Source organism: Streptomyces sp. SPB074, from assembly GCF_000154905.1.
Taxonomy (GTDB): domain Bacteria; phylum Actinomycetota; class Actinomycetes; order Streptomycetales; family Streptomycetaceae; genus Streptomyces.
The window spans coordinates 3376753-3387227 of record NZ_GG770539.1 but is presented as its reverse complement, the minus strand read 5'-3'; the positions used below and the strand labels follow the sequence as shown (position 1 = coordinate 3387227).

The window sequence follows — 10475 nt, the reverse complement described above, 5'->3', positions numbered from 1 at the left end:
CACGACCGTTCCCGGCCCCCGGGGGGTGTCCCGTGCCCACGATGCGCGCCTGGTCCCTCACCGCTCCCGCTCCCGCCGAGTCGCGCCCCCTGCGGCTCGTGGAGAAGCCCGTGCCCGTCCCGGCGCCGGGCGAACTCCTCGTGCACGTGCGCGCCTGCGGCGTGTGCCGCACCGACCTGCACGTCACGGAGGGCGACCTGCCGCCGCACGAGGCGCACGTCACCCCGGGCCACGAGGTCGTGGGCGAGGTGGCCGGGACGGGCCCCGGGGTGGCGGACTTCGCCGAGGGCGACCGCGTCGGCGTCGCCTGGCTCCGCTCGGTGGACGGGACGTGCCGCCACTGCCGCCGGGGCGCGGAGAACCTGTGCCCGGCGTCCGGCTACACCGGCTGGGACGCCGACGGCGGCTACGCCGAGTACACGACCGTGCCCGCCGCCTTCGCGTACCGCCTCCCCGCCGCCGTCGGGGACACGGCGCTCGCCCCGCTCCTGTGCGCCGGCATCATCGGCTACCGCGCGCTGCTGCGCACGGACCTGCCCGAGGGCGGGCGCCTCGGCCTGTACGGGTACGGGGGCAGCGCCCACCTGTGCGGCCAGCTCGCCCGCGCCCGGGGCGCCCGCGTGCACGTCCTCACGCGCGGGGCGGCGGCACAGGCGCTCGCGCGCGACCTGGGGGCCGCGTCGGTCGGGGGCGCGTACGACACCCCCGCCGAACCGCTCGACGGCGCGATCCTCTTCGCCCCCGTGGGCGACCTCGTCCCCACCGCGCTGCGCGCCCTGGACCGCGGCGGCGTCCTCGCCGTCGCCGGCATCCACCTTAGCGACACCCCGCCCCTCGACTACGAGCACGAGCTGTTCTACGAGAAGGAGTTGCGCAGCGTCACCTCCAACACCCGTGCCAACGGGCGGGAGTTCCTGCGCCTCGCCGAGCGGTACGAAGTGCGCTCGACCGTCCACCCGTACCCCATGTCCCGCGCCCCCGAAGCCCTCGCCGACCTCAAGGCCGGCCGCTTCGACGGGGCGGCGGTGCTGGTCAACGACTGGAGCGCGTAGGCGGGTTCGCGAGGACGGCGGTCTCCCGGCGGCCGGGGCGCGCGCTGCCCGGGCGGGTCAGGCCCCCGGAGCCCGCCAGCCCTCCCGCAGCATCCCGAACAGGGCGTCCACCGCGCCTCCCCGGTCCGCGCGGCCGCGGGCGAGCGCCGGGACCTCCAGGACGAAGCGGGCCAGCGCGTCGCAGGCCAGATCGCCCGCCGGTACTCCGGACTCCGCCGCGAGCGCGGCGCTCAGCGTGTCCGTGTGCCGGACCCACATCCGCTCCGAGTAGGCGCGCAACGCGGGTGTCGTGTCGATGAGTTCGTGGAACTCGGCGTGCCGCGGGTGCGCCGCGTGCGGGAGCCAGGTCTCGCGTACGTAGCGGTGCAGCGCGTCCACCACCCCCTCGCCCTCGCGCCGCTCCCGCACGGCCGCGACGAGGGCGGCGTCCGTGTGCTCCTCCTGGTCGAAGACGAGCGTCTCCTTGCCGCCGGGGAAGTGCTTGAAGACGGTCGTCGGCGAGACGTCCGCCTCCTCGGCGACCTCGCGCACGCTCACCTGCTCGTACCCGCGCTCCAGGAAGAGGCGCAGCGCGGCATCGGCGATCGCCTGCCGTGTCGCGGCCTTCTTCCGCTCGCGGCGGCCGGGCCCGGGGGATGCGGGGTTCGCGCTCATGCCCCCAGCCTACCCGTCGAGTGGTACCGGACCATTAGTGGTACACGATGAAAAGTTTGCGCGTACCACTTTTGCTGGTTACGGTGAGGGCACGGGCCGGGTCGAGCACGAAGGCACCGGGACGCCACGCCGTGGCGGACGCCGCGCTCCCCGCCCCGTCGTACCCCGCCCCTCTCGCCTCAAGGAGGCCCCCATGCCCACACCCGTATCCGCCCCCCGCATCGCCGTCATCGGCGCCGGTCCCGGCGGCCTCACCTGCGCCAGGGTGCTCCAGCGGCACGGCATCCCCGTCACGGTGTACGACCGCGAGGCGAGCCGCGCCGCGCGCGACCAGGGCGGCACGCTCGACCTCCACGCCGACAACGGGCAGGTCGCGCTGGAGGCCGCCGGCCTGCTCGACGCGTTCTTCGCGAAGGCGCGCCCCGAGGGCCAGGAGATGCGCACCTACGAGGCCGCGAGCGGCGCGCTCACCGGGCGGCACGTCCCCGGGCCCGAGGAGATGTTCAAGCCGGAGATCGACCGGGGCGTCCTGCGCGACCTGCTCCTCGACTCGCTCGCCCCCGGCACGGTCCGCTGGGGGCACGCGCTCGCGGCCGTCGATGGCCCGGCCGAAGGGCCTCGCACGCTGCGCTTCGCGGACGGCACGACGGCCGCGGCGGACCTCGTGATCGGCGCGGACGGCGCCTGGTCGAGGGTGCGCCGCGCGCTGTCGGGCGCGCTGCCCGCGTACGGCGGGGTGACGTTCCTGGAGGCGTGGTTCGACGACGTCGAGACCCGCCACCCGGAACTCGCCGCGCTCGTCGGGCAGGGCGGCGCGCACGCGGCGGACGGCGAGCGCACGATGTTTCGGCAGCGCATCGGCGGCGGGCCACATCCGCGTCCCACCTGATCCGCCGGGTGCGGGCCGACCGGCTCGCCGCGCGCGGCCTCACCCCCCGGCGACACCGAGGCGATCCGCGCGCTGCTCCCGGGAGGAGTACGCCGGGCTGGTCCCCCGGCCCTGCACCGCGTCCTCACGGACAACGACGGCCCCTTCGTGGACCGCCCGATCCACGCCCTCCCCGTCCCCCACCGCTGGACGACCCAGCCCACCGCGACCCTCCTGGGCGACGCGGCCCACCTGATGCCGCCGCTGGGCGTGGGCGTCAACCTGGCCATGCTGGACGCGGCCGAACTGGCCCTCGCGCTCGCGAACGCCCCGACCACGGCGGAGGCGGTCACCGCCTACGAGTCCACGATGCGCCCCCGCTCCGAGGAGATCGCCGCCCGCCTGGAGGGAGCGGCGACGGGCCTCCTGGAGGCGGGGGAGGGCATCGGGGCCCACCAGCACCACGACTGACCACCGCGAGGCGGCCCCGCGCGGTGTCCCGGCGGTCAAGTGCGACGAGCCGTTCGGGCCCCGAGGTCACAGAGCGTGCCTGGCGGCAGGGTTACGCGGCAGGCGCGTCGCTCCGTCGCCTTCCGCAGGGCGGGCCGCAGAGCCTGCTTGACGAGGCCGGGTGAGCCGTCCAGCAGAACCGTGGTCCACCCTCGCGTGACCGTGACGGTCATCCTGCGGTCGCGCGATCCGTCGCCGCGGTCCGTCGTGACGCGCTCGTAGCCGTAGACCGTGCCTGCCACGCCCGTGACATCGACCCTGCGCGTCGTCACGTCACGCTCGACGCTGCCCTTGTCACCGAGGCTGATGGTTTCGGCGTACGAGGGACACGCGGTCAGCACGGCGAACAGCTTGCTCACGCGGCCCGACATCGATGCGGACATCCGGCTGTAGAGCCGCTGGGTCAGGAACTCCCCGTCGCGGCCGAACGCCGCCTCCGCGGTGCGCCCGGTTCCCATCACTTTCCCGATCGGACCGCGGACACCGTACGGCTTCAACTCCTCGCAGTCCCGCGGCCCTCCCCCGACGACCGGGGAATCGCCGGAGTCCTCCCGCGTCTCCAGGGCCCGCGTCCCCTCTCCCAGCTCCGAAGCCTCCAGCAGCAGCGGCTTGAGGTCCCCGGCCTCCAGGAGCGTCGAGGTCGGCGCCGGGCCCGGCGCGGCCTTCCCGCCACCGGAACCGGCGCCGCCGCATCCCGCGAGCGCGACCAGCACGGGCGACACCGGCGACAGCTCTCCACCCCCGCCGCACCCTCGGCGCGACTGCCGCGCCGCTCGCACCTCTCCGCTGAACCGCACGCTCGTCCATCCCACCTCAACTCTCGCCACCCGTCCGGCCGCCGCGGGCGCCGGCCGTCCGCGGACGGCCTTGCTCCACGGATCTCCCCCTCACTGTGCAACCCACAGCCGCGTCCGGGGAGCGTCTCTTGGAAGATGGGCCCCGCGCACCCACCTCGCTCCCGGTGCCGGACGGGGACGAACCGGAGGAAGTCCGTCGATATTCGGCGGGCGGGCGACGCCGACGACCGGGCCCGGGCCCGGGCCACCACCGTGATGGAAGCGATTCAGGATTGCGCGCGTCGGCGCGGGCCGTGGCAGGGCGAGGCCCGCACAGGCGCCGGTCGGCAAGGGCCACGGCTCCCGCGCGGTACGGGCCCGGCCACGCCGGACACGGCCTAGATACGGGACTTGCGGACCGAGTTCCAGGCGGCTCCGGCCAGGGCGCGGGCCGACCTGGGGACCGAGAGGTGTTCGTGCTCGCGGTAGAGGGCCCAGTTGAAGGGGATCAGGGCCAGCTTGTTGGAGGAGAGCGAGTTGGCCTGGTGGGCACGGTAGACCGCGAGGGGTTCGCGCAGCGCGCGGGCGTCGGCGCCGTCGCGCATGATCGACAGCCACAGGCCGTAGTCCTGCCGCTTCGGCATGTCCGGCATCAGGCGGGTGCCGAGCGCGTTGCGGTCGTACATCGCGGTCAGGGCGCCGATGTGGTCCTGGACGAGCATGTCGCGGTAGTTCACGTGCTCCGGCGCCCACACCACGCGCCCGTTCGGCGCGAAGTCGGCCGCCTCGCCCGCGTACTCCGCCTCCATCTTGTAGTACGAGGTGAAGGTGAGCGGCGTCCCGGCGGTCGCCGCGAAGGCGACCTGCTTCTCCAGCTTCGCCGGCAGCCACATGTCGTCGCTGTCCAGGAACGCGACGTAGTCGCCCTTCGCCCGCGCGATGGCCAGGTTGCGGGCCTTGGCCGCACCGCCCTGCTCGGGCGCCGCCTCCGCCAGGACGCGCGCGTCCCCCGCCGCCAGCTCGCGCAGCAGCTCCATCGAGCCGTCCGTGGAGGCGTCGTCGGTGATCAGCAGCTCGACGTCGGTGTGCGTCTGCCCCAGCACGGAGCGCACCGCCTGCCCGAGCGTGGCCGCCGCGTTGTGTACCGGCATGATCACAGAAACCAGGGGCACGGCCGTGTTCCTCACTCAGAGCGGAATCGACATGGACGTAGTCGTCTTCGAACAAGGCTACGTGGCTCCGCCGCCCGCCGTACGCCCGGCCCGCACCGGCCCCACCGCCCCTTGACCCTTCCCCCGCGTCACCCCCCACGCTCGGGTCATGAGCGAACAACTCCTCACTGTCGGACGGGTCGCCGAGCTGACCGGCACGACGGTCCGGGCCCTGCGGTACTACGACACCATCGGGCTGGTCACGCCGTCCGGGCGGACACCGGCGGGCTACCGCGCCTACGCCCCCGCCGACATCGCGCGCCTGCGCCGCGTGCTCGCCTTCCGGCGGCTCGGCTTCGGCCTCCGGGAGATCGGGGAACTCGCCGAGGCCCCCGAGACCGAGGCCGTCGCGCGCCTGCGGCGGCTGCGCGGGCTGCTCGGCGAACGACGCGACCGGGCGGCCGCCATGGTCCGCGCCATCGACGCGGAGCTGGACGCCCGAGGCCGGGGAACACACCCCGGCGAACAACCCGCCGCAACCGGCGCCCGGTTGTACGAGGACATCGGCGCCCACTACGCCCCCGCCGCCCGCCGCACCGAGCCGCGTATCGCCGCCCAGCTCTGGGCCGCCCTCGGCGACGCCCGCACCGTCCTCAACGTCGGTGCCGGTACGGGGTCCTACGAGCCCCCCGACCGCGAGGTCACCGCCGTCGAGCCCTCCGCCGTCATGCGCGGCCTGCGGCCTGCGGCCCGCCGGAGCCGCCCGGTGCGTCGCCGCCCGCGCCGAGCGACTGCCCTTCGCCGACGGCAGTTTCGACGCCGCCATGGCGTTCAGCACCGTGCACCACTGGCACGACCCCCTCGCCGGGCTGCGCGAGCTGCGCCGCGTCGCCCGCCGCGTCGTCGTCTTCACCCACGACGCCACCGACGCGGCCTGGCGCCACCGCTTCTGGCTCAGCCGCGACTACCTCACCGAGACCGCCGGCCTCGTCACCGGGCGGCCCCCCGTCGAAGCCCTCGCCCGCGCCCTCGACGCCCGCGCCCTCGACGCCCGCGCCCTCGACGCCCGCGCCCTCGACGCCCGCGTCGAACCCGTCCTCATCCCCTGGGACTGCGCCGACGGCTTCTTCGAGGCCCACTGGCGCCGCCCCGAGGCGTATCTCGACCCGCGCGTGCGCCGCGCCGTCTCGGTGTGGACCCGGGTCGGCCCCACGGCGGAGCTACGCGCCGTGACCGCCCTCCGCGACGACCTCGCCTCCGGCCGGTGGGCCGCCCGCAACCCCGAACTCCCCGCCCTGGAGTCCGCCGAACTCGGCCTCCGCCTCCTCGTCGCCGAGCCCTCCTGAGCCCACCGGCACCCGCGCCCTCCCCCTCCGGCCCCGCTCACGCCCTCGGCAGCGGCGTCCCGTGCGCCGCCGCGCGGTGCCGGGCCAGGAGCACGCGGCAGTCCGTCGCCGCGCTGTAGTCGAAGACCGCCTCCGCCCGCCGCGCCCCCTCCGCCAACTCCGCGCAGCACGCGCACAGTTCCTCGCCCCCTCCGAACTTCCCCCTCACAGCCTCTCCCCCCTGCTCCGCGCGTTCGCGCGGGCCGTGCCGCCGCGCAGCCGCTCCGCCGGGCTCGCCGGACGCACATCCCCCGGCGCCACACTCCACTCGCACCCGCCCCGCACCGGCCGGAGCCACCACCTCCCGCCCATCACCCCCTGGAACTCGGCCACTTGGTCCCGCGCCACGTCCACCACCAGCGCCCCCCGCTCCGGCGCCCCCACGCCTTGCGCCGCCACGTCCCGCTGCCGCGCCTGCGCGCCCCTGCGCACCACCGACGCGAGCCTCAGTGCCTCGTGCGCCTCCAATGCCTCAAGCCGCACCCCGGGCGTCTCCACCCGCGACCCGGCCCGCGTCACCTCCGTCTCCACCCCCGCCAGCCACAGCGCCCTCCGCAGCAGGCCCGCCGCCCGCTCCGCCTCCTCCCACGGGTCACCGGACGTCGTCACCGGCGCGGGAGGCTCCAGCAGCAGCGCCACGTACGCCGCCACCTCCGGCCGCAGCGGTCCGCAGAACACCACCTGCCGCCCCTCCGCTTCCGCCAGACTGACGGGCACGTCGAACCCCCGTGCCAGCAGAGCGAGATGGAGCGAGGAGGCGCACTCCGTCGCCTCCGGCCGGGCGGGCGTTTCCGATGTTGCCGTCATCACCATGCATCCCTTGTGCGGTGGTACATCCTGATAAGAGAATTTCTTCCGCTACTGAGGGTGAGTACAGCGTCTCCGTGGGGTAGGTAGCAGCGCAATGGGTGACACGTGACACGGCGCGGCGTCACTGATCATCGGGGCAGCGAGAAAGGGCCCGCATGGCAAAGGTGAAGCGGCTCAGGAACGGCGAAGGAGCCGGTTCGGGGCGCTCGGGACCGGCGGTCTGGGGCCGCATGGAGGTCCACTTCCGGACGCAGTCCGGTGTCACACAGGCCGAGTTGGCACGAGCGCTGAACGTGGAACGGTCGCTCGTCTCCGAGTTCGAGTCGGGCGACCGCGTCCCGGACTTGAAGCACGCGGAGGACGCGGACGCGTTCCTCAACGCGGGCGGGGCGCTGGTGGAGCTGTGGAAGGAGACGGACTGGTATCCGCAGGTCGAGCATCCCGACTGGTTCGAGCGCCGGGCATGGATGGATGCGGAGGCCACTAGCGTTCATCTGTATCAGGCGATGTTGATGCCAGGACTGATGCAGACGCCTGAGTACGCCGAGGCGTTGCTCGAACGTTTCGAGGAGGACAAGCCGATGGGGGAGCGTGTGCAGGCTCGTATGAGTCGGCAGGCTCGCTTCCGGGTGCCGAACGGCCCCATTCTTGTGGCCGTTCTAGATGAGAGCGTGCTCCGAAACGTGGTCAAGAGCAGCGAAATCATGGCTGCGCAGTGCAAGTACCTCCTCGACATGGGCCAGTTGCCGAACGTGCGCGTCCAGGTCGTTCCCGCTGATTCCCCACGCATCAACAGGCCCGATGCTTCAATGTCACTGATAGCGCTGCCCGATGGCACGACCACGGTGTACTCGGAGTCGCTGGACCGTGGGCATTTCATCGTTGAGCCGAAACTCGTTGCGCAACACGCCCGTACCTATGATGTGCTGCGGGCGGATTCTCTGTCCGCGGCGCACTCGACGGCCCTGATCAGGGACGCGATGGAAAGGTACGAACGGCATGAGGCACCTCGGCTCGTCCGACGCGAACTGGATCAAGAGCAGCTACAGCGGAACCAACGGCGGCGACTGCGTGGAAATCGCACTCGGCTCCCCCGGCCTCGTCCCCGTTCGTGACAGCAAGGTCGTGGACGGTCCTGTCGTGACCGTCGGCGCGGCGTCGTTTTCGGCCTTTCTTGAGGGCGTCGTCAAGTCCCGCTGACCCCACGGGCGTTGTTTGAGGGCCACTTCCTCGCGGGTACATCCGCGCCGAGGTGGCCTTCCGCGTACCCGAGGGGAGTTCCGGCATGGTGATGTCCTGGAAGCGGAGCAGCTACAGCGGCGACGACGGAGGGGACTGCGTCGAGGTCGGGACCGCCGGTCCGTCCGCTCCGCACGTCCTCGTGCGGGACAGCAAGCGGGCCGCCGAGGCGGACACGCCGGTTCTGCACCTCGCTCCCGCCGCCTTCGCGGCCTTCCTCGCGGCGGCCCGTACCGCCTGAACGACGTGCCGGAACCGGCCGTGAACTGGGCTTGTTTGAATGCTGGTACGGCTGGGGTAGGTGCGCGCCCGAGTGGCCTTCTGCGTACCCGAGGGGAGTTCCGGCATGGTGATGTCCTGGAAGCGGAGCAGCTACAGCGGCAACAACGGCGGGAACTGCGTCGAAGTCGGCTTCGAATGGCGCAAGTCGAGCTACAGCGAGAACGATGGCGGCAACTGCGTCGAGGTCGGGACGGCCGGCCCGTCCGCTCCGCACGTCCTCGTGCGGGACAGCAAGCGGGCCGGTGAGGCCGCCGTGCCGGTGCTGCATCTCCATCCCGCCGTCTTCACGGGCTTCCTGGGAGCGGTCCGCACGTCAACCTCGCGCCCCTAGACACGGTCATCCGTACGGGTGGTGCCCCGGCGCGGTGTGCGAAGGGCGGTGAGGCCGGCCGCGCGGGCCAGCGCGAGGAGCGGGAACCAGCTCTCGTAGGCGGTGAAGTGCGCCCTGCGGTAGCGCCGTCGTACTCCTGCCCCGCCCGGTGTCAGGCCTCCTCCGGGTCGAGCGAGGCGCCCGCGAGGGCCCCGGCGAGGTAGGCGAGGCCCGCGCCGGCCAGGAGCAGCGCGGCGGTACCCGCGTACCGGCCGGGGCGGTCGTGCCACGTGCCCGCGCGCAAGGGACCGGACCAGAACCACAGGGCGGGGAACAGGAGCGGGAGCACGAGGAGGAGGGGAGGACGGCGACCCGGTGATTGTGCGCGATCCGCGCCGCCGCCGGTCCCCCTCGCGCTCTCCTCGCGCCTCCTCGCGTTCCTAGGCCGCGCGCGGCGCCGTGTGGCGGGTCAGGGCCGTGATGAGGGTCGGCCAGAGTTCGCGCGGGCGGTCGTGGCCCATGTCCGGGACGAGCAGCAGACGGGCGCCGGGGACGAGCTGGGCCGTGCGGCGGCCGCCGCTCGGGTCGATCAGGGTGTCGTCCAGGCCGTGGATCACGAGCGTACGGACCGTGAGCGCGCGCAGCTGCGCCGCGCGGTCGCCGCTGAGGATCATCGCGCCGAGCTGCCGGGCCGTACCGGCGGGGAAGTAGCCCCGGTCGAAGGAGCGGGCCGCCAGCTCGCGCAGCGCCGCGAGGTCCCCGTACCGGCGCGAGGCCCACACCAGTTCGCGGTCCGCCGAGGCGATGAAGCCCTCGCGGTCGGACGGCCTCGGCGCGAAGAGCGCCGCCTGCGCCTCGGGCGTCGAGTCGCCGTAGCCGGGCTCGCCCGTCGAGGACATCATCGAGGTGAGGCTCAGGACGCGGCCGGGGTGGTGGATCGCCATCGTCTGCGCGATCATGCCGCCCATCGAGGCGCCGACCACGTGCGCCCGCTCGATGCCGAGGCGCGTGAGCAGGTCCATGCCGTCCGCCGCCATGTCGGAGAGCCGGTACGGGATCATCGCCTTCGCCGTCTCGATGTCGCCCGCGCTCACCGCCGCGACGAACTCGTCCAGCGCGACCGGGTAGGCGTCGAACCGGGTGGACAGACCGCAGTCCCGGTTGTCGTACCTGATCACGTACCGGCCCTCGGCGGCCAGTTCGCGGCAGAAGTCCTCGTGCCAGGAGATCATCTGCGAACCGAAACCGGCGACGAGGAGAACGGCCGGGTCGGCGGGATCACCGAAGGTGTCGTGGGCGAGGGAGACGGGGCGGGTGGTGGCGCTCATGGGGACAGCTTTTCAGGGGGGAGGGGGTCACGGCATCCCGGTTCCGGTGACCAGGAGTGAAAGCCCCGCGGACCGGACGGTTCCCGGCGGTGGACGCGGGGGCGGCGCGG

At 73.6% G+C, this 10475-nt stretch carries 11 protein-coding genes and 3 pseudogenes; 7 read left to right on the top strand and 7 right to left on the bottom strand.

Annotated elements, in window-relative coordinates; genetic code table 11:
- Positions 1-41: 41 nt before the first annotated feature.
- Positions 42-1052: a zinc-binding alcohol dehydrogenase family protein gene (locus SSBG_RS14025; RefSeq protein ID WP_008746774.1), complete on the top strand. Its 1011-nt coding sequence runs from the start codon at positions 42-44 to the stop codon at positions 1050-1052.
- A gap of 57 nt (positions 1053-1109) precedes the next feature.
- Here SSBG_RS14025 and SSBG_RS14020 read toward each other — a convergent pair whose 3' ends face one another.
- On the bottom strand, positions 1110-1706 hold the full coding sequence (locus SSBG_RS14020) for a TetR/AcrR family transcriptional regulator (protein ID WP_008746773.1): 597 nt from the start codon (positions 1704-1706) through the stop codon (positions 1110-1112).
- A gap of 193 nt (positions 1707-1899) precedes the next feature.
- Between SSBG_RS14020 and SSBG_RS14015 the strand changes: the two are divergent.
- A pseudogene (locus tag SSBG_RS14015) lies at positions 1900-3045 on the top strand (FAD-dependent oxidoreductase).
- Positions 3046-3080: 35 nt separating this feature from the next.
- Here the strand turns inward: SSBG_RS14015 and SSBG_RS34685 are convergent.
- Together SSBG_RS34685 and SSBG_RS14000 are read right to left on the bottom strand one after the other, a co-directional pair.
- Entirely contained in the window at positions 3081-3545 is a 465-nt protein-coding gene (locus SSBG_RS34685; RefSeq protein ID WP_234010523.1) for a hypothetical protein, read from the bottom strand.
- 713 nt (positions 3546-4258) lie between these two features.
- Positions 4259-5032, bottom strand: a complete 774-nt coding sequence (locus tag SSBG_RS14000; protein ID WP_008746771.1) for a glycosyltransferase family 2 protein — start codon at positions 5030-5032, stop codon at positions 4259-4261.
- A 148-nt stretch (positions 5033-5180) separates the two neighbouring features.
- Here SSBG_RS14000 and SSBG_RS13995 point away from each other — a divergent pair.
- A pseudogene (locus tag SSBG_RS13995) lies at positions 5181-6357 on the top strand (MerR family transcriptional regulator).
- A 37-nt stretch (positions 6358-6394) separates the two neighbouring features.
- Here the strand turns inward: SSBG_RS13995 and SSBG_RS34680 are convergent.
- On the bottom strand, positions 6395-6565 hold the full coding sequence (locus SSBG_RS34680; protein ID WP_234010522.1) for a hypothetical protein: 171 nt from the start codon (positions 6563-6565) through the stop codon (positions 6395-6397).
- The gene (locus SSBG_RS35790; protein WP_037871452.1) at positions 6562-7203 is read right to left on the bottom strand and encodes a hypothetical protein; all 642 of its coding nucleotides are present in this window, start codon (positions 7201-7203) and stop codon (positions 6562-6564) included. Before SSBG_RS35790 ends, SSBG_RS34680 begins: the two co-directional genes overlap by 4 nt.
- A gap of 158 nt (positions 7204-7361) precedes the next feature.
- Between SSBG_RS35790 and SSBG_RS13980 the strand changes: the two are divergent.
- The 4 genes and pseudogenes from SSBG_RS13980 to SSBG_RS13970 form a co-directional block, all read left to right on the top strand.
- A pseudogene (locus tag SSBG_RS13980) lies at positions 7362-8120 on the top strand (helix-turn-helix domain-containing protein); the annotation flags it as partial.
- An 85-nt stretch (positions 8121-8205) separates the two neighbouring features.
- Positions 8206-8406: a DUF397 domain-containing protein gene (locus SSBG_RS34670; protein WP_078491299.1), complete on the top strand. Its 201-nt coding sequence runs from the start codon at positions 8206-8208 to the stop codon at positions 8404-8406.
- Between the two features lie 85 nt (positions 8407-8491).
- Positions 8492-8686: a DUF397 domain-containing protein gene (locus tag SSBG_RS13975; protein ID WP_037869731.1), complete on the top strand. Its 195-nt coding sequence runs from the start codon at positions 8492-8494 to the stop codon at positions 8684-8686.
- Between the two features lie 105 nt (positions 8687-8791).
- Positions 8792-9058 carry a DUF397 domain-containing protein gene (locus SSBG_RS13970; protein ID WP_037869730.1) on the top strand — a complete coding sequence of 89 codons (267 nt, stop codon included), beginning with the start codon at positions 8792-8794 and terminating at the stop codon, positions 9056-9058.
- 151 nt (positions 9059-9209) lie between these two features.
- Here the strand turns inward: SSBG_RS13970 and SSBG_RS34665 are convergent, their stop codons facing one another.
- Together SSBG_RS34665 and SSBG_RS13965 are read right to left on the bottom strand one after the other, a co-directional pair.
- Positions 9210-9386 (bottom strand): hypothetical protein, encoded by a 177-nt coding sequence (locus tag SSBG_RS34665; protein WP_008746765.1) that lies wholly within the window; start codon positions 9384-9386, stop codon positions 9210-9212.
- 91 nt (positions 9387-9477) lie between these two features.
- Positions 9478-10365, bottom strand: a complete 888-nt coding sequence (locus tag SSBG_RS13965; protein WP_008746764.1) for an alpha/beta hydrolase — start codon at positions 10363-10365, stop codon at positions 9478-9480.
- Positions 10366-10475: the final 110 nt, after the last annotated feature.

Excerpts from the sequence above, each read along its gene's own strand:
- SSBG_RS34670 (WP_078491299.1), top strand. The coding sequence starts at position 8,206 with ATGAGGCACCTCGGCTCGTCCGACGCGAACTGGATCAAGAGCAGCTAC.
- SSBG_RS35790 (WP_037871452.1), bottom strand. The coding sequence starts at position 7,203 with ATGACGGCAACATCGGAAACGCCCGCCCGGCCGGAGGCGACGGAGTGC.
- SSBG_RS13965 (WP_008746764.1), bottom strand. The coding sequence starts at position 10,365 with ATGAGCGCCACCACCCGCCCCGTCTCCCTCGCCCACGACACCTTCGGT.
- SSBG_RS14025 (WP_008746774.1), top strand. The coding sequence starts at position 42 with ATGCGCGCCTGGTCCCTCACCGCTCCCGCTCCCGCCGAGTCGCGCCCC.
- SSBG_RS13975 (WP_037869731.1), top strand. The coding sequence starts at position 8,492 with ATGGTGATGTCCTGGAAGCGGAGCAGCTACAGCGGCGACGACGGAGGG.
- SSBG_RS14020 (WP_008746773.1), bottom strand. The coding sequence starts at position 1,706 with ATGAGCGCGAACCCCGCATCCCCCGGGCCCGGCCGCCGCGAGCGGAAG.
- SSBG_RS13970 (WP_037869730.1), top strand. The coding sequence starts at position 8,792 with ATGGTGATGTCCTGGAAGCGGAGCAGCTACAGCGGCAACAACGGCGGG.